The 18,226-nt window shown below is 72.3% G+C and carries 14 protein-coding genes and 1 pseudogene; 6 read left to right on the top strand and 9 right to left on the bottom strand.

The window, feature by feature from the left end; genetic code table 11:
* Together IF54_RS0104930 and dusB are read right to left on the bottom strand one after the other, a co-directional pair.
* A pseudogene (locus tag IF54_RS0104930) lies at positions 1–432 on the bottom strand (hypothetical protein); the annotation flags it as partial.
* Between the two features lie 290 nt (positions 433–722).
* Positions 723–1,862, bottom strand: coding sequence for a tRNA dihydrouridine synthase DusB (gene dusB, locus IF54_RS0104925; protein ID WP_030314850.1), 1,140 nt, complete (start codon positions 1,860–1,862; stop codon positions 723–725).
* Between the two features lie 96 nt (positions 1,863–1,958).
* On the opposite strand from dusB, the gene IF54_RS0104920 reads away from it, so the two are divergent.
* Entirely contained in the window at positions 1,959–3,404 is a 1,446-nt protein-coding gene (locus tag IF54_RS0104920; RefSeq protein ID WP_030314848.1) for an MFS transporter, read from the top strand.
* Between the two features lie 88 nt (positions 3,405–3,492).
* On the opposite strand, the gene IF54_RS0104915 is transcribed toward IF54_RS0104920, so the two are convergent.
* From IF54_RS0104915 to IF54_RS0104905, 3 genes are all read right to left on the bottom strand, one after another.
* A complete protein-coding gene (locus tag IF54_RS0104915; RefSeq protein ID WP_030314846.1) occupies positions 3,493–7,770 on the bottom strand; it encodes a cation-translocating P-type ATPase in 4,278 nt (1,425 codons plus the stop codon).
* Between the two features lie 9 nt (positions 7,771–7,779).
* Complete coding sequence (locus tag IF54_RS43225) at positions 7,780–8,331, bottom strand: hypothetical protein (RefSeq protein WP_063754923.1); 552 nt, start codon at positions 8,329–8,331, stop codon at positions 7,780–7,782.
* Positions 8,332–8,449: 118 nt separating this feature from the next.
* Positions 8,450–9,346 carry a helix-turn-helix domain-containing protein gene (locus IF54_RS0104905; RefSeq protein WP_030314844.1) on the bottom strand — a complete coding sequence of 299 codons (897 nt, stop codon included), beginning with the start codon at positions 9,344–9,346 and terminating at the stop codon, positions 8,450–8,452.
* A gap of 101 nt (positions 9,347–9,447) precedes the next feature.
* Between IF54_RS0104905 and IF54_RS0104900 the strand changes: the two genes are divergently transcribed.
* Both IF54_RS0104900 and IF54_RS0104895 read left to right on the top strand, forming a co-directional pair.
* On the top strand, positions 9,448–10,875 hold the full coding sequence (locus IF54_RS0104900) for an MFS transporter (RefSeq protein ID WP_030314843.1): 1,428 nt from the start codon (positions 9,448–9,450) through the stop codon (positions 10,873–10,875).
* 86 nt (positions 10,876–10,961) lie between these two features.
* The gene (locus tag IF54_RS0104895) at positions 10,962–11,168 is read left to right on the top strand and encodes a hypothetical protein (protein ID WP_030314842.1); all 207 of its coding nucleotides are present in this window, start codon (positions 10,962–10,964) and stop codon (positions 11,166–11,168) included.
* Between the two features lie 22 nt (positions 11,169–11,190).
* On the opposite strand, the gene IF54_RS0104890 is transcribed toward IF54_RS0104895, so the two are convergent.
* From IF54_RS0104890 to IF54_RS0104875, 4 genes are all read right to left on the bottom strand, one after another.
* The gene (locus IF54_RS0104890; RefSeq protein WP_030314840.1) at positions 11,191–12,096 is read right to left on the bottom strand and encodes a UTP--glucose-1-phosphate uridylyltransferase; all 906 of its coding nucleotides are present in this window, start codon (positions 12,094–12,096) and stop codon (positions 11,191–11,193) included.
* Between the two features lie 225 nt (positions 12,097–12,321).
* Positions 12,322–12,912: a TetR family transcriptional regulator gene (locus IF54_RS0104885; RefSeq protein WP_030314838.1), complete on the bottom strand. Its 591-nt coding sequence runs from the start codon at positions 12,910–12,912 to the stop codon at positions 12,322–12,324.
* Positions 12,913–12,941: 29 nt separating this feature from the next.
* Entirely contained in the window at positions 12,942–13,949 is a 1,008-nt protein-coding gene (locus tag IF54_RS0104880; protein ID WP_030314836.1) for an aldo/keto reductase, read from the bottom strand.
* A 126-nt stretch (positions 13,950–14,075) separates the two neighbouring features.
* Positions 14,076–15,458 (bottom strand): glycine--tRNA ligase, encoded by a 1,383-nt coding sequence (locus IF54_RS0104875; protein WP_030314834.1) that lies wholly within the window; start codon positions 15,456–15,458, stop codon positions 14,076–14,078.
* Positions 15,459–15,589: 131 nt separating this feature from the next.
* Between IF54_RS0104875 and IF54_RS0104870 the strand changes: the two genes are divergently transcribed.
* Genes IF54_RS0104870 through IF54_RS0104860 form a run of 3 tightly spaced genes read left to right on the top strand, consistent with a single transcriptional unit; the run spans position 15,590 to position 18,215 of the window.
* Complete coding sequence (locus IF54_RS0104870) at positions 15,590–16,534, top strand: metal ABC transporter substrate-binding protein (protein ID WP_030314832.1); 945 nt, start codon at positions 15,590–15,592, stop codon at positions 16,532–16,534.
* Entirely contained in the window at positions 16,531–17,313 is a 783-nt protein-coding gene (locus tag IF54_RS0104865) for a metal ABC transporter ATP-binding protein (RefSeq protein ID WP_030314830.1), read from the top strand. The genes IF54_RS0104870 and IF54_RS0104865 overlap by 4 nt, the downstream gene beginning before the upstream one ends.
* Positions 17,313–18,215 (top strand): metal ABC transporter permease, encoded by a 903-nt coding sequence (locus IF54_RS0104860; RefSeq protein WP_030314827.1) that lies wholly within the window; start codon positions 17,313–17,315, stop codon positions 18,213–18,215. Before IF54_RS0104865 ends, IF54_RS0104860 begins: the two co-directional genes overlap by 1 nt.
* Positions 18,216–18,226: the final 11 nt, after the last annotated feature.

Genomic DNA, 18,226 nt, shown 5'->3' with positions numbered 1-18,226 from the left:
GTTCAGGCTGCCCACGGACGCCTTGTACTCGCCGTTGGTCGCCGCGGTCCATCCGGTGATCGCCTTGCCACCGGTGATGACGGGCGTCTCCCCGTTGTACGCCTGGTAGACCACCGTGTGGCCGTTCGTGCCCGAGTCACTGGTGCCGAAGCTGATGGGGGCGGTGAGGGGGTAGGTGCCGCCGCGCAGGTTCACGACGATGTCGTCGGACATGTTCGTGTTTGCGGCCCGGACCGCGGCCTGGGCGGCCTGCACGGTCTTGAACGCGGAGGAAGTGCTGGTTCCCGCATTGCTGTCGCTGCCGTTGGTCGGGTCGACGTAGAAGTTCATCGTCGCCGCGAAGGCAGGTTGGGCGGGCAGTACGGCTGCGAAGACGACAGCCGCTGCGGCGAGTGCCGTCGCCGCCCCCGCTCCTCTGTGTAGGGGTCTCATCTGTGGTGTGTCCCTCCTCGGAACCCCCGCTGCTCATGAGTGGTATTTATCGGGGTCCGAGGGGGATCTGGTCAAGATGATAGGTCTACTTATTTTTCCCCAGACGTAACATCGACGACATGGAGATCATCCACTCTCCCCCGCCTTGGACAGGTATGCGCAGGTGAGGGAGCTGTTACGGGTCACGAGCAACCGGCGGCCGCAGTCTGCTGGTAAAACCCAGCACGCGATCCCGATCCGAAGAAATGAGTAGTACTTATCTGGGATTCGGAGTCTTCGGCTCCGCCGCGTCAACCGCCGGAGGTGTCCAACTCCGCGTCCTCGCCGACACCCGCACAGTCATAGGGATCCCGCAGCCACCCGTCCGGCAGCACAACCCGGTTGTTCCCCGACGTCCGCCCCCGAGGGCCGTCCGCCCCCGCCGGCCACGCCTGATCCAGATCCAACTCGTCCAGCCCGGACCGCAGTTCCGCCAACGACGACGTGATCGCGAGCCGCTTCCGCATCTCCGACCCGACCGCGAACCCCTTCAGGTACCAGGCCACATGCTTGCGGAAGTCGATGACACCCCGCGCCTCGTCCCCGATCCACTCCCCGAGCAGGGCCGCGTGCCGGACCATCACCTCCGCGACCTCCCGCAACGCGGGACGACGGAAATCGGTCCGCCCCTCGAACGCCGCCACGAGGTCGGAGAACAGCCAAGGACGTCCCAGACACCCCCGCCCCACGACCACTCCGTCGCACCCGGTCTCCCGGACCATCCGCAACGCGTCCGACGCCGACCAGATGTCCCCGTTCCCGAGCACGGGAATCTCCGGCACATGCTCCTTGAGCCGCGCGATCGCGTCCCAGTCCGCGGTGCCGCCGTAGTGCTGCGCCGCCGTCCGCCCATGGAGCGCGATCGCCGTCACGCCCTCCTCGACCGCGATCCGCCCCGCGTCCAGGTACGTGATGTGGTCGTCGTCGATCCCCTTGCGCATCTTCATCGTGACGGGCAGGTCCCCCGCCCCGCTCACGGCCTCGCGCAGGATCGCCCGCAGCAGGGGGCGCTTGAACGGCAGCGCCGAACCCCCGCCCCTGCGCGTCACCTTCGGCACCGGACACCCGAAGTTCAGGTCGATGTGATCGGCGAGGTCCTCCTCCACGATCATGCGGACGGCCTTGCCGACGGTCACGGGGTCGACGCCGTACAGCTGGATCGAGCGGGGCTTCTCGCTCTCCTCGAAGTGGATCAGCTGCATGGTCTTCTCGTTGCGCTCGACCAGCGCCCGGGTCGTGATCATCTCGCTCACGAACAGGCCCTTGCCACCGCTGAACTCTCTGCACAGCGTGCGGAAGGGGGCGTTGGTGATCCCGGCCATCGGGGCGAGGACCACGGGCGGCTGGACGGTGTGCGGGCCGATCTGGAGCGGCGGGACGGTCGTGGACATTCCCCCATTGTCACGCACGCCCCGGGGTACCCGTGCATCGATCATGTACCAACCATTAGTTAGACGCACTATCGAAATCGGCGTACGATGACCCCCATGCCCGAGCTCAGCCCTCGCCGACGCATGCTGGTGCTCGCGATCTGCTGCATGAGCCTCCTGATCGTGAGCCTCGACACCACGGCCCTCAACGTCGCCCTGCCCGCCCTCCAGCGCGGTCTGGGCGCAAGCACGGCGGGCCTCCAGTGGACGATCGACGCGTACACCCTCGTCCTCGCCTCCCTGCTGATGCTGGCCGGCTCCACCGCCGACCGGATCGGCCGCAAGCGGGTCTTCATGGCCGGTCTGGTCGTCTTCACGATCGGCTCCGCGCTGTGCTCCGCCGCACCGAACCTGGACGCGCTGATCGCCTTCCGCATGGTGCAGGCGGTCGGCGGCTCGATGCTCAACCCGGTCGCCATGTCGATCATCACCAACACCTTCACGGACCCGCGCGAGCGGGCCCGGGCCATCGGGGTGTGGGGCGCGGTCGTCGGCATCTCCATGGCCGCGGGTCCGCTGGTCGGCGGCGTGCTCGTGGACGCGGTCGGCTGGCGCTCGATCTTCTGGGTCAACCTGCCCGTCGGAATCGCCGCGCTGCTGCTCACCCTGCGGTACGTCCCCGAGTCCCGGGCGCCCAGGGCCCGTCGGCCCGACCCGGTCGGACAGGTCCTCGTCATCGCCCTGTTCGGCTCGCTGACGTACGCGATCATCGAGGCCCCGACCTCCGCCCTCGGCTCGGTGCTGCCCTTCGCGGCGGTGGCCGCCGTCGCGCTGGCGGGACTCCTCTGGTACGAGCCCCGGCGCGACGAACCCCTCATCGACCTGCGGTTCTTCCGGTCCGCGCCGTTCAGCGGGGCGACCGTGATCGCGATCAGCGCGTTCGCGGGTCTCGGCGGGTTCCTGTTCCTTTCGACGCTGTACCTCCAGAACGTCCGCGGTCTGGACGCGCTGCACGCGGGCCTGTGGATGCTGCCGATGGCGGTGCCGATGTTCCTGTGCGCGCCGCTCGCCGGACGGCTGGTGGGTTCGCGCGGGCCGCGGTTGCCGTTGCTGGTCGCGGGGTTCGCCATGACCGCGAGCGGAGTGCTCTTCGCGGCGTTCGACGCAGAGACCTCCGACGTTACGCTGCTGCTCGGGTACGTGGTGTTCGGGATCGGGTTCGGGTTCGTCAACGCGCCGATCACGAACACGGCGGTGTCGGGGATGCCGCGGGCGCAGGCGGGGGTTGCGGCGGCCGTCGCGTCCACAAGCCGTCAGCTGGGGCAGACGCTCGGGGTCGCGGTGATCGGCGCGGTGCTGGCGTCCGGGTTGAGCTCCTCGTCGTACAGGGAGAAGTTCGTGTCCGCCGCGGTGCCGGGGTGGTGGATTCTGGCGGGGTGCGGGTTCGCGGTGCTGACTTTGGGGGCGGTGACCACGGGGCCCTGGGCGCGGCGTACTGCTGAGCGGACGGCTGAGCGGTTGGAGTCGGTTGAGGTGCGCGAGGCCGCCGGGGTCAGCGCGTAGTTTGGCGGCTGACCGCCGGTGGGGGCTTGTCGCGCCCACGCGGCGGAGCCGCATATCGATGCAGCCCCGCGCCCCTAGGCAGGTCGTCTCAGCGCAGGTGATCCAGCACTGTCCGCTCCAGGACAGGCACAAACCGCTGGCCCGCCACCGCCAGCCCGATCGCCGCGCCCACCCCCGCCCACGCCACCGGCCCCAGCGGCGTGCAGCCGAACAGTTGACTCACGCCCGGGGTCTCCACCACCGCGAACAGCACCGCCGCCGAGCCCAGGGTCGTCAGCCGGACCAGCGGGCTCTCCTTCCGGTCGGTCCAGGTCTGGGCCAGCTGTGTGCCGACCACCGCGCACAGGGCCATCGTCGTCGAGCGGCGGGCCGTGCCCGGGGTGAAGCGGCCGATGAGCCAGGCGACCGTGGCGCCGAGGCAGGTGGTGAGGGCCCGGGCGCGGATCTGGCGGGTCAGGGCGGGGCCGAGGACCGTGTCGACCGACGGGTCGTCCCCGGAGTCGGTGGGCTGCTCCGTGGGCGTCACCGCGACGGCCATCGCCGGGAACAGGTCGGTGAAGAGGTTCACCAGGAGCATCTGGCGGGTGGACAGAGGCGCGGCGCCGGAGAGGAGGGTGCCGAGGATGCCGAAGCCCACCTCGCCCGCGTTGCCGCCGATGAGGATGGCGATGGCGTCGGCGACGCTGTGCCACAGGGCGTGCCCCTCGCGGACGGCCTCGATGAGGACGGAGAGGTCGTCGCCGGTGAGGACGAGGTCGGCGGCGTTGCGGGCGGCCGCCGAGCCGCGGGCGTTGATGCCGACGCCGATGTCGGCGGCGCGGATGGCGGCCGCGTCGTTGGCACCGTCACCGACCATGCCGACAACCCGGCCGGCATCCCGGAGGGCCTCGACGACCTGGAGTTTCTGCTCCGGCGCGACCCGGGCCACCACATCGGCGTCGCGCAGCATCCGGGAGCGCGCGGAGCGGTCGGCGGCGGCGAGTTCGTCACCGGTGACGACGGTGGCGTCCTCGGGCCAGCCGAGGTCGGTGGCGATGGCGTGGGCGGTCCGCGGGTGGTCGCCGGTCAGCACGACGGGCCGTACGCCTGCCTCGCGCAGCCCGTGCACCAGGGCGGGCGAGGTCTCCCGGGGGACGTCGGCGAGGCCCAGCAGGCCCACGAACTCCAGGTCCCGCAGGGGCTCTTCGAGTACGGCCTTCGTGTCGCCGTCGAGCGGTCGGCGGGCGACCGCCAGCACGCGCAGTCCGTCGGCGGCCAGGGAGTGGGCCCGGTCCTCGGCGTCGGCGGGGAGGCCGGCGCAGGCCGGCAGGACGGTCTCCGGGGCGCCCTTGACCACCAGGACCGGGGTGTCGTCGCCGGAGTGTCCGACGGCGGCCGCGTAGCCGCGGGCGGCCTCGAAGGGGAGGCCCTCCAGCTGGGTCCAGTGCTCGTCGGGGGCCGCCGCCTCCAGGACGGCCTCGTCGGTGGCGTGGGCCGGGCGTTGCCCGGGGTCGCCGTCGAGCTGCGGGCAGGCGCGGGCGGCGACGCGCAGCGGGCCGTCGGTGCCGGGTTCGCCGGGGGTGCGGGCGATGCCGTCCGGGTCGGTGACCCGGACCAGGCGCAGCCGGTTCTCGGTGAGGGTGCCGGTCTTGTCGAAGCAGATGGTGTCCATGCGGCCCAGCGCCTCCAGAGTGCGCGGGGCGCGGACCAGGATGCCGTGGGCGCTGAGCCGGCGGGCGGCCGCGAGCTGGGCGACCGTGGCGACCAGCGGCAGCCCTTCCGGTACGGCGGCCACCGCGACCGCCACTCCCCCGCTCACCGCCTGCCGCAGGGGTGTGCCGCGCAGCAGGGCGAGCCCGGTGACGGCGGCGCCGCCGGCCATCGTCAACGGCAGTGCCTTGCGGGTGAGTTCCTGGAGCCGGGCCTGGACTCCGCCGGCGGCCGGGGTGCGGGCGGCGAGCGCCACGGCACGGGCGGCCTCGGTGCGTTCGCCGGTGTCCACGACGACCGCGCGGGCCTGTCCGGCGACCACGGTCGTCCCTTCGAAGACCATGCAGTGCCGTTCGGCGACCGGGGCGCGCGGGCTCGGGTCGGTGTGCTTGTTCACGGGGAGGGACTCGCCGGTGAGCGCGGACTCGTCGACCTCCAGGCCGTCCTCCCACAGCAGGCGGGCGTCGGCGGGCACGACGTCGTCCAGGGTGAGCTCGATGACGTCACCGGGGCTGAGCCGGGCGGCGTCGACCACCCGTGGTTCCTCGTCGTGGTCCGGCTCCGCCACCCGGGCCTTCTGCTGCTGCTGGGCGAGCAGCCCGGACAGGGCCCGCTCGGCGCGCAGCCGCTGGAGCCCGCCGACGAGCGCGTTCAGGTCGAGGGCGCCGACGACCAGCAGGGCGTCCATCGCGGAGCCGAGGATCGCGGAGGCGGCCGAACCGACCGCCAGGACGGGGGTGAGCGGGTCGTCGAGCTCCCCGCGCACGGCCCTGGCGAGCTGCGCGGACCACCTGGCGGGGGCCAGCACGGGCAGTCTTACGACGGTGTCGGCGGCGGTGCGGACCCGGGCGGTGGTCTGTTCGACGGGCGTGGGCTCCGGGGGCGCGTCCCGCCCCAGACGGTCGCGTACGTCGTCCGGGTGCAGGGCGTGCCAGGCGACCCGGGGTCGTGGGTGCGGCGGGCCGGCGGCCGTGACGCGCAGGGCGGCGCGGGCGCCGCTGAGCAGGGCGGCGGCCGCGGCGGCGTCGACGGGCGCGTGCCGGAGGCCGGGGAGTGCCGTACCGCGGCCGCCGCGGCCCGACTCGCCGACGGCGACGAGGAGTCCGGACAGGGCGGCGCCGGAGCGGGCCAGGGTCTGGGAGCGGCGGCCGACCGCGCGGGCCGCGGGGACGGCGGTCAACAGCCGCCAGACGTCCGGGAGTCCGCGCGGGGCGAGGACGTCGGCGCCCCAGGCGACCGCGCAGCCGCCGTCGGTGAGGGAGACGGCGATGTCGCCGCGGAGGAGTCCGGCGACGGCGTCGGCGTCCTGCGGGCGGGCGACGGTGAGGACGCCGCCCCCGTCCTCGCTCTCGTCGCGGAGTAGGTCGACGACCTCCCTCAACGGCCTTTCTGCGGACACGACTTGGTCGGCGAGGCCGGTGAAGTCGGCGAGGGCCGGGTCGTCCAGGACGACGACCCGGAGTCCGGCGCGGCGGGCCGCGTCCAGTACGGGTTCGGCCCAGGGGTCGGCGCCCGCGCCCGGGGTGCGCAGGGCGCTCGGGTGCAGGAGGACGGTGCCGACGGTCTCCAGCAGGCGCAGCCGGTCCGGATCGCGCACCAGGACGCCGGAGCGGGACAGGGCGGCGCTCAGCACGGCGTGGTAGGCGGCGGGGCCGTAGCGGGCGGCCTTCGGGGAGCCCGCGAGGACGGCCTCCGCGGCCTCGGTCACGTCGTGCTTGACGAGGAGCGCGGCGACGGCGCCGGCGAGGCTGCCCGCGGAGGCGTGACCCGCGTATTCCTGGGCGGGTGACCGCAGCGGCGGCGGGCGCAGGGCCGGGTCCCCGGGCACGCTGTCCCGGTCCGGGACGCACAGGTCGTCGTGGACGGCTTCGAAGGAGGCCGTCCGCACGATCGCCTCCGCCAACTGGCAGACGCGCAGGGTGCCGTCGAGCAGCAGGGAGGTGGGACTCTGGCCCGCACCGTGCACGGCGGCGTTGACGACGGCGAGCGCCACGTCGGTCCGCACGTCTCCGAGCCGGCCTCGCAACCAGCCCCTGAAGCGGGGGTTCTCGCGCAGCAGCATCACTCCGGCGGTCAGCGGCCGCGGCGAGGCGGGCAGCCGCAGCGCGGACCCGGTGACCGCGGCGACCACTCCTACGGCGTCGGCGCCGAGCGCGAGAGCGGCGGTCCGTACGGAGCCGGGGTCGCCGGGGTGGGCGAGTTCCTCGACGTCCTGTCCGCCGGCCGCCACGAGTCCGTGCCGCTCGGCGAGTGCGGCCACCCGTGCGACGACCCGGTCGGTGGCGACCCCGTCGGCCGCGGTGACGACCAGCCGTCCGAGGCCGCCGTCCCAGTAGGCCAACGCGATGTCGGGATGCTCCGCGAGAGCGGCGGCGAGACGGCGGGCGCGGTGTTCCCGCCCTCCGTCCGCCCGTTCGTCCGTCTCCTGCGTGCGCAAGGGCACGTGGACGCGGGGGCCCGCTCGCCAGTGCTGGGGCGCTCCCGGGAGGGCCCCACGAGCCGCTCTGGCGGCGCGGGCCGCGAAGTCGGCGGTGCGTACGCCTGCGCGTGCCGTTCCGGCCGCTGCTCCGGCGGCGGCGCCGATCGCGGGGGGCGTGGCGCGGACGAGCAGACGGGGGCCGGCCAGGAGGAGGTTCGCGGCGCTGGTCGTGGGGCGGGTGAGGAGTGCTTGGTTCATCGCTCGCCCTCAGTGGCCGGACCGGGTACGTCCCGTGGTGGACCCCCCGGGACCGCCCTGCCCCGGCGGCATCGACGGGCTCTCGTGCGGGGGGAGCTTGCCGGAGGGCGACGAGGAGGTGGCCGTGGCGGCGGCGGTCGCCGCTCCAGGCGACCCGTGGGATGCGGCCAGCACCTTCGGCGTGGGCCTGCCCGCGGCGTCCCCCGAAAGCGCGGCGCTCGCGTCCCCCGAAGGTCCGGCGCTTGCGTCCCGCTCCCCCGGCCTCGGCTGCGTCAGCCAGGCCACCGCCGCCCCGGTGACCGCGATCGGCCATTCCACGATGCCCGCGACACCGAGCACTCCGGCGCCCGCGTACACGGCGAACCGCCGGCCGCGCGGGGACACCGCCGCGACCCGGTCCAGTGCCCCGCCGGCCACCCGGCCCACCGTCCCGGCCCCGGGAACCTTCCCCAGCGCCGACACGGCAGCTCGCAGCGGCTGCGGAAGCTGTGGTGGTTCCTTCTCCGATGCCTGGTCCGGGGACGTGTGCGCTGCCTGCTGCGACGACTTCTGCTCGGCCATGACTCGCCTCGCCCGACTTGCTCGCCTGTGGGGGTCTCCCCTCCGGACCGCCCGAGTGCCCGAACCTGGGACGCTCACCCCACCTGACGGGGATGTGATCAGGCGTTCCGGAGCGCGCTCACACCACTTGGCGCGCGGCCCGCTCCAGGGCGATCGCGTGCAGTTTCTCCAGTCGCTGCCGGGACTCCTCGTCGGCGGGGGCGTAGGTGACCAGGCGGGAGCCTGTCTCGGGGCCGAGCCACAGGTCGGTGTGGTCGACGGCGATCCGGCCGACGTACCGGTTGCGGAACTCCTTGCGGCGCGGGCGGGAGGCCCCGACCTCGTGGCGGTCCCAGATCTCGCGGAACTCCGCGGACTCGGTGCGCAGCCGCTTCAGGAGTGTCTTCCAGGCGGGCTCGGCGAGATGCCCGGCCATCCCGGCGCGGAAGCGGGCGGCCATGAGCCGCTGCACCTCGGCCAGGTGCACGATCGAGGACCGCCACTCCTCGTGCGTGTAGGAGAGCAGCATGGCGTTGCGGTCCTGCGGGGGCACCGCGTCCAGGTCGCACAGCAGCAGGCCGTAGGTGCGGTTGTAGGCCAGGATGTCGTAACGGCTGTTGGACACGCAGCCCGGGATCGGCCCCAGCTGGTCGAGGACGAGCCGGAGCCCGGGGGTGATCGAGGGGCAGGTGGTGGCCGGCGTCGGGTCGACCGCGCCGGCGAGCTGGAACAGGTGCGAGCGCTCGGTCGGGTCGAGCAGCAGCGCGCGGGCCAGGGCGTCCAGGACCTGCACGGACACCTGGATGTCCCGGGCCTGTTCCAGCCAGGTGTACCAGGTGACGCCGACCGCGGAGAGGTGGGCGACCTCCTCCCGGCGCAGTCCCGGGGTGCGCCGCCTGCGGCCGCGGGGCAGGCCGACCTGCTCGGGTGCGATGTGCTCGCGGCGGTGCCGCAGGAAGGCGGCGAGTTCATGGCGCCGGATCTCCGAGACGGACGGCGTCACGGGCGCGGCTGTCTCCTGGGCCATGGTCGTCATGCCTCCAGCCTGCCCGCACCGGGACCCTGTTGCCAGGTGGTTCTTCTACCAGGATAAGGACACTCTGGTACCCCCCTGCGAGCAGGCGCAGGCTCGAGACCGTGACCACCGAAACGACGACTCCACACCTCGCCCGTCCCGCCGCGCCACCCGAGCTGGGTGGCCTCGGGCTGTTCACGGTGCTGCTCGCCGCGGCCCTCCCCCTCATCGACTTCTTCATCGTCAACGTGGCGCTGCCGACCATCGCCGCGGACCTGTCCGCGAGCGAGTCGGTCCTCGAACTCGTCGTCGCGGGTTACGGGTTGGCGTACGCCGTCCTCCTCGTCCTCGGCGGCCGGCTCGGCGACCTGTTCGGGCGGCGCCGGCTCTTCCTGGGCGGCATGGCCGCGTTCGGGCTGACCTCGCTGGCGTGCGGGCTGGCACCGAGCGCGTGGGCGCTGGTCGCGGCCCGGGTCGCCCAGGGTGCCGCGTCGGCGGCGATGCTGCCGCAGGTGCTCGCGACCATCCAGTCGGCGACCGCCGGACCCCGGCGGGCCCGGGCGATGGGCCTGTACGGCGCCACCGCGGGCCTTGCGATGGTGGCGGGCCAGATCCTCGGCGGTGTCCTGGTGGCGGCGGACATCGCGGGCACGAGCTGGCGTGCCGCGTTCCTGGTGAACGTCCCGGTCGTGCTGGTCGGCCTGCTGCTCGCGGCCCGTGCGGTCCCGGAGACCCGTTCCCCGCGCCCGGAGCCGGTGGACGTCCCCGGCACGGTCCTGCTCGCCGCGACCCTGCTGGCGCTGCTGGCCCCGCTGACCGAGGGCAGGGCGGCGGGCTGGCCGCTGTGGACGTGGCTGTCGCTGGCGGTGTTCCCGTTCCTCGCGGGGGCCTTCTTCGCGGTGGAGCGCAGGGCGGACCGCCGGGGCCGGACGCCGCTGGTGCCGCCCAGCCTCCTCGCGCTGGTGTCGCTGCGCCGGGGCCTGGTCCTGATCGTGCCGTTCTCGATGGGCTTCGCGGGCTTCATGTTCGTGATCGCGGTGGCGCTCCAGGAGGGCGCGGGCCGCAGCCCCGTCCAGGCGGGCCTGGCCCTGGTCCCGCTGGCGGTGACGTTCCTGTTCACGTCGATCGCCGGACCGCGGCTGATCTCCCGCTGGGGCACCCGGGTGGTGACCGCGGGCGCGCTGATCCAGGGGGCCGGACTCGTCCTGATCATCCTCGCGGCCCGGTACTCCTGGCCCGACCTGGGCCTGGTCGTCCTGCTGCCCGGGGGCGCGGTCGCCGGGATCGGCCAGGCACTCCAACTCCCCGTCGTCCTGCGGCTGGTGCTGTCCGAGGTGCCGCCTGCGCGGGCGGGTGTGGGCAGCGGTGTGATGGTCACGACGCAGCAGTCCGCCCTGGCCCTGGGCGTGGCCACGCTCGGCACGCTCTTCCTCGCCCTGGTGCCGGGCCTGGGCATGCGGGACGCCCTGGTGACGACGCTGCTCGTGCAGCTGGCGGGGGTGGCCCTGACGGGCGTGCTGAGTCTGCGTCTGCCGCGCACGATGAGCTGACCCGGCTCGCCTCCCGGCGAACACCCCGTGAAGACACTGCTGTTGATGTTGTTCTTGCTGCACACTCCTTGCCGGAGGCGAGGCACATGGTGCAGACGAACACGAGCAGGGTGAGCCGTCGGGACCAGCACGGGCGGGAACACGTCGTCCATGTGCTGCGCAAGGGCCCGCAGCGCACGATCAGCTGCGAGACCTGCGGCTGGCGCCGGGCCGCGCAGTTCCTGCCCTGGCTGAAGGCGGAGGAGCACCTGGCGGAAGCGCACCAGGCGACGGTGGATACGTCGGGGGGCTGACCCCACCGGACCCCACCGGTCCTCAGGCGCCCTCGGAGGTGTCCAGTTCGCCGACCAGGCCGCGCAGCAGGGGGCCGTACTCGGGGTGGGCGAGGGCGTGGGCCATCTGGGCCACGAGGTAGTCGGCCGGGTTGCCGGTGTCGTACCAGCGGCCCTGGATGACCTGGCCGTAGACCGCCCGGGTCGCCGCGTAGGCGTTGACGGCGTCGGTCAGGTAGATCTCGCCGGTGCGGTGCTCGTACCAGCGGCGGGTGCGCTCGCGCAGTTCGTCGACGATGCCCGGGGTAATGACATAGCCGCCGATGGCCGCGTACGACGAGGGCGCGGCGGCCGGGTCCGGCTTCTCGACCAGACCGGTGATGCGCAGGGTGCCGCCGCCGAGGTCCTCCTGGACGACCGGGACGCCGTAGCGCCGGGACTGGACGGGGTCCATCGGCATCAGGGCGAGCACCGGGCAGCCGGTCTGCTCGTAGGCCCGGATCAGCTGCTGGGCGCGCGGCACCTCGGCCACGAACACGTCGTCCGGCCACAGCACCAGGACGGGCTCGTCGCCGAAGGAGCGGGCGGCGTTGAGGACGGGGGTGCCGTTGCCGTAGGGGCCCTGCTGGTCGAGGTAGGTGATGTGGCCGCGGCGGGCCAGCTCGGCGATCTCCTCGACGGCGTCCGCGTAGGCGCTCTTGCCGTCGGCGCGCAGCTGCTCGACCAGGGCGGGGTTGGGGCGGAAGTGGTCCTGGATCAGGGACTTGCCGCCGGAGACGACGATGGTGATGTCGGTGATGCCGGAGTCCACCAGCTCGCGCACGGTGTGCTCGATGACCGGCTTGTCGCCGACCGGGAGCATCTCCTTCGGCGTCGCCTTGGTGAGCGGCAGCAGCCGGGAGCCGAGGCCGGCGGCGGGAATGACGGCCCTGCGGATGGTGGAGGACATCGGCTCGCTCGCCTTCTCTTCGGCCGGGCGGCTTCTTCTCGGCCCGGCTGGCGTCACATCGGCCGGCGCCTTCTCCTCGGCCGGACCGGCTGCACTCCGGCCGAGCCGGCTTCTCTTCGGCCGGGCGGCACACTCTAGTCCGTACACCTGGCCCGTACGCCTGGCCCGTCCGCCTGGGCCGTAAGCCCGGTCCGTCCGCCTGGGCCGTAAGCCCGGTCCGTCCGTCTAGTCCGTCCGCAGGCCCCTCAGCAAAAGCTCCACCAGCGCCGAGAAGTCGCCGTCGGCCTCCGGCCGCTCCCATTCGGTGAAGTACGCGGGGTCGTGGAAGCGGCCGGTGGCCTGGAAGACGGCACGGGCCTGCGTCGCCGGGTCCCCCGCGAAGACACCGGAGGCCGCGCCCGCCTCGATGATCCCCGTGAGCTGGCCGGTGAGGTCGGCGATGTGCTCGTCGACCACCGAGCCGGCCTCCCTGGTCAGCACCATGTAGGTGGCGAACAGTTCGGGGTCGTCGCCCGCCTTGCGGCGCTTGGCCTCGAAGAGGGCGGCGAGCCAGTCGCGCAGCCGGGTCTCCGGTGTCCGGTCCTCGTCGGCGGCGATGCCGGCGAGGGACACGGAGGTACGGTCCAGCCAGCGCTTGATCACCGCTGCCCGCAGCGCCGCCTTGGTGCGGAAGTGGCGGTAGACGCTGCCGTGGCTGACGCCGAGCGCGCGGGCCACGTCGACCACGGTGGCCTTGGCGGGCCCGTGCCGGCGCAGCACCTCCTCGGTGGCTTCGAGGATGCGCTCCGCGGTCAGGGTCTCGGTGGTCGGTGCCATGTCCTAGACCGTACCTGGCACGGTGTTCGCTACTTGCTGCCCAGGTGGGTCATCTGCGCGGCCGGATAGCGATCGCCCGCCGCCGCGTCGGCCGGCACGGCGTCCTCGATCGCGCGCAGGTCGTCGGCGTCCAGTACGACGTCCAGGGCGCCCAGCGACTCAGTGAGCCGCTCCCGGGTGCGGGCGCCGACGAGCGGCACGATGTCCTCGCCCTGCGCCAGCACCCAGGCGATGGCGATCTGTGCCACGGTGACGCCCTTCTGCTCGGCGATCTTCCGGAGCGCCTCGACGAGGTTCAGGTTGTGCTGGAGGTTGCCGTCCTGGAAACGGGGCGAGTGGGCCCGGAAGTCGTTCGCGGCCAGCTGCCGGTCGGCGGAGAAGTGGCCGGAGATGAGGCCGCGGGACAGGACGCCGTAGGCGGTGATGGAGATGCCCAGTTCACGGGTGGTCGGCAGGACCTCCTCCTCGATGCCGCGCGAGATCAGCGCGTACTCGATCTGGAGGTCGGAGACGGGTGCGGTGGCGGCGGCCCTGCGGATGGTCTCGGCGCCGACCTCGCTGAGGCCCACGTGCCGGACGTAGCCCTGCTCGATCAGTTCGGCGATCGCGCCGACCGTCTCCTCGATCGGGACGTCCGGGTCGAGCCGGGCGATGCGGTAGACGTCGATGTGGTCGACGCCGAGGCGCTGGAGGGAGTAGGCGGCGAAGTTCTTCACGGCGGCCGGGCGGCCGTCGTAGCCCGTCCACTCACCGCCCGGGCCGCGCAGCGCACCGAACTTCACGCTCAGCAGGGCCTGTTCGCGGCGGGCGGCGGGGGCGGCGCGCAGGGCCTCGCCGACCAGCATCTCGTTGTGGCCCATGGCGTAGAAGTCGCCGGTGTCGAGCAGGGTCACGCCCGCCTCCAGGGCGGCGTGGATCGTGGCGATCGACTCCTTGCGGTCCACGTCGCCGTACATGGGCGACATGCCCATGCAGCCGAGGCCGAGGGCGGAGACCTGGGGGCCGGTGGTTCCGAGGGTTCGGGTGCGTATCGTCATGCCCTCCACTCTGACATGACAGCTGACAGATTTCAATATCTGTCAGCTGTCACCCGTCACATAGAAAAACGGCCCCCGACACGAGCCCGGAAGGGCCTGCGTCGGGGGCCGAGGAAGACGGAGCGACTAGCAGCCGACCAGGCGGCTCGCCAGGTAGCCCTCGATCTGGTCGAGGGAGACGCGCTCCTGCTTCATGGAGTCACGCTCGCGGACCGTCACAGCGTTGTCGTCGAGGGTGTCGAAGTCGACCGTCACGCAGTACGGCGTGCCGATCTCGTCCTGACGGCGGTAGCGGCGGCCGATCGCGCCGGCGTCGTCGAACTCGATGTTCCAGTTCTGGCGCAGCGCCTGGGCGAGACCCTTGGCCTTCGGGGACAGCTCGGCGTTGCGGGACAGCGGGAGCACCGCGACCTTCACCGGGGCGAGACGGTGGTCGAGGCGCAGCACGGTGCGCTTCTCCAGCTTACCCTTGGCGTTGGGGGCCTCGTCCTCGACGTAGGCGTCGAGCAGGAACGCCAGCATCGAGCGGCCGACACCGGCCGCCGGCTCGATGACGTACGGCGTCCAGCGCTCGCCGGCCTCCTGGTCGTAGTAGACGAGGTCCTGGCCGGAGGCCTTGGAGTGGGCGCTGAGGTCGTAGTCGGTGCGGTTGGCCACACCCTCCAGCTCACCCCACTCGCTGCCGCCGAACTGGAAGCGGTACTCGATGTCGGCGGTGCGCTTGGAGTAGTGGGAGAGCTTCTCCTTCGGGTGCTCGTACCACCGCATGTTCTCCTCGCGCAGGCCCAGGCCGGTGTACCAGTTCCAGCGCTGCTCCATCCAGTACTCCTGCCACTTCTCGTCCTCGCCCGGCTTGACGAAGAACTCCATCTCCATCTGCTCGAACTCGCGGGTGCGGAAGATGAAGTTGCCGGGCGTGATCTCGTTGCGGAAGGACTTGCCCATCTGCGCGATGCCGAACGGCGGCTTCTTGCGCGAAGCGGTCTGCACCTGGGCGAAGTTGGTGAAGATTCCCTGTGCGGTCTCGGGACGCAGGTAGGCGATGGAGCCGGTGTCCTGGGTCGGGCCGAGGTGGGTCGAGAGCAGGCCCGAGAACTGCTTGGGCTCGGTGAACTGGCCCTTGTTGCCGCAGTTGGGGCAGTTCACGTCCGCCAGGCCGTTCTCCGGGGCGCGCTTGTGCTTGGCCTCGTACGCCTCTTCCAGGTGGTCCGCACGGAACCGCTTGTGGCAGGAGGTGCACTCGGTCAGCGGGTCGGAGAAGGTGGCCACGTGACCGGAGGCGACCCAGACCTCGGGGGCCAGGATCACGGACGAGTCGAGACCGACCACGTCCTCACGGGACGTCACCATGTAGCGCCACCACTGACGCTTCAGGTTCTCCTTCAGCTCGACACCCAGCGGTCCGTAGTCCCAGGCGGCGCGCTGGCCGCCGTAGATCTCACTACAGGGGAAAACGAAGCCCCGGCGCTTGCTCAGGCTGACGATGGTGTCGATCTTGTCGGCGGCCACGGTGCTCTCTTCATGACGAATGGACGGCAGCGAATGCCTCAGGTTACCGGCGTGGCCACCCCCGGTATCAAATCGGTTCGGGACCCGGGCTTTGTTGACAACCGTTTCCATATTTGATGAAAATGACTGTCATGAACGTACGACGCCTCATACCCGCGGTCGCCGCCGCCGGTGCCCTCGCCGCCCTCTCCGCGTGCTCCACCGACAGCGCCGCCGCGGGGAACACCGGCAGGTTCGACGTCGTCGCGTCCTTCTACCCGATGGCCTTCCTCGCCGAGCAGATAGGCGGGGACCACGTGCACGTCACCAGCCTGACCCAGCCCGGCCAGGAGCCGCACGACCTGGAGATCAGCGCCAAGCAGACCGCGCAGCTCCAGGAGTCCGACGCGGTGCTCTACCTGAAGAACCTCCAGCCCTCCGTCGACGACGCGGTCGCCCAGTCCGGGATCAAGACCAAGATCGACGCGACCACGCTGACCTCCCTGGAGGAGCACGGCAACGAGGTCGGCGGCCACGCGGCCGAGCACGACGACGAGCACGGCGAGGAATCAGGCGGCAAGGACCCCCACATCTGGCTCGACCCGGTGAGGTACGCCCAGGTCGCCCAGGGAGTGGGCGCCGCCTTCGAGAAGGCCGACCCGGACCACGCGGCCGACTACAAGGCCAACACCGCGGCCCTGGTGAAGAAGCTCGACGCCCTGAACACCCGGTTCAAGGACGGCCTCGCGCACACCGACTCCAAGGTCTTCATCACCACCCACGCCGCCTTCGGCTACCTCGCCGAGCGCTACGGCCTCACCGAGGAGGCCATCAACGGCCTGGACCCCGAGTCGGAGCCCAGCGCCAACCGCGTCAAGGACCTTGAGACGATGGCGAAGGCCGACGGCGTCACCACCGTGTTCTACGAGACGCTCGTCAGCGACAGGACCGCGAAGACCATCGCCTCCGACGCCGGGCTCAGGACCGATGTCCTCGACCCGATCGAGGGCATCACCGCCAAGTCCCGCGGCAAGGACTACTTCGCCGTCCAGGAGGCCAACCTCAAGGCCCTCCAGAGCGCCCTGGGAGCGAAATGACACCGGAGGACGGCATGACCGAGCCCGTCATCTCTCTGCGCGGAGTCCGCGCCGACCTGGGCTCGCGGCCCGTCCTGCGCGGCATCGACCTCACCGTGCAGCGCGGTGAGGTCGTCGCGCTGCTCGGGGCCAACGGCTCCGGCAAGTCGACCGCGATCCGCACGATCATCGGCCAGGTCCCCACGGCGGCCGGGGAGATCGAGATCTTCGGCACCCCGCGCGGCTGGTTCCGCGACTGGGCCCGGGTCGGGTACGTCCCGCAGCGCACCACGGCCGCCGGCGGGGTCCCCGCGACCGTCACCGAGATCGTCTCCTCCGGGCGGCTCTCCCGCGCCCGGTTCGGGATGCTCCGCAAGGCCGACCACGAGGCCGTACGGCGGGCCCTGGAGCTGGTCGGCATGGCGGACCGCGCGAAGGACTCGGTCAACGCCCTGTCCGGCGGCCAGCACCAGCGCGTCCTGATCGCCCGTGCCCTCGCCGCCGAACCCGAACTCCTGATCATGGACGAGCCGATGGCGGGCGTGGACCTGGCGAGCCAGGAGGTGCTGGCGCGGACGCTGAAGGAGCAGGTGGCCCAAGGCGCCACGGTCCTGCTCGTGCTGCACGAACTCGGCCCCCTGGAGCCGCTGATCGACCGCGCGGTCGTGCTGCGGGACGGCTGCGTCCTGCACGACGGCCCTCCCCCGCGCGCGGTCGGTCAGCACGCCCTGCCCGGACACGACCACGTCCACCCCCACTCCCCCGAGCACGAGCCGATGCGCACAGGACTGCTGAGCTGATGGACCTCCTCGACTACGCCTTCATGCAGCGGGCCCTGCTCGCCGCCGTCCTGGTCGGCATCACCGCCCCCGCGGTCGGCATCTACCTGGTCCAGCGCCGCCAGGCCCTCATGGGCGACGGCATCGGCCATGTCGCGATGACCGGCGTCGGCCTCGGCTTCCTGCTGTCCTGGTCACCGGTGTGGATGGCGACCCTGGTCTCGGTGCTCGGCGCGGTCCTCATGGAGCTGATCCGCTGGTACGGAAAGACCCGGGGCGACATCGCCCTCGCGATGCTCTTCTACGGCGGCATGGCCGGCGGCGTGATGTTCATCAACCTCGCGCCCGGCGGCTCCAACGCCAACCTGACGTCGTACCTGTTCGGTTCGCTGTCGACGGTCTCGGAGTCCGACGTCACCGCGATCTGCGCTCTGGCCGCGTTCGTCGTGCTCGTCACCCTCGGCCTGCGCCGGCAGCTCTTCGCGGTCAGCCAGGACGAGGAGTTCGCCCGTGTCACCGGTCTGCCGGTGCGCGCGCTCAACCTGCTGACGGCGGTGACGGCCGCGGTGACGGTGACCGTCGCCATGCGTGTGGTCGGACTGCTGCTGGTCAGCGCGCTGATGGTGGTGCCGGTGGCGGCGGCGCAGCAGCTCAGCCGGAGCTTCGCGGCCACCTTCGCGATCGCGGTGGCGATCGGGGTGACGGTGACGATCGGCGGCACCGTCACCTCGTACTACCAGGACGTGCCGCCCGGTGCGACGATCGTGCTGCTCACCATCGCCGCGTTCATCCTGCTCACCGCCCTCGCCACCCCGCTGGCCCGGCGCCGCGCCCGCGCGGTGGCCGCCCGGCAGCCGGCCGGGGACCCCGCCGAGTGTGCGATTCCGGCCACTCGGGCACCGGAGGGCACGGCCGGAGTCTGACCGGGCACAGG

Source organism: Streptomyces sp. NRRL B-3229, assembly GCF_000719505.1.
GTDB classification, from domain to species: Bacteria; Actinomycetota; Actinomycetes; order Streptomycetales; family Streptomycetaceae; genus Streptomyces; species Streptomyces griseorubiginosus.
The sequence above is the reverse complement of the archived record's forward strand: the minus strand, read 5'-3'. Positions and strand labels throughout refer to the sequence as shown.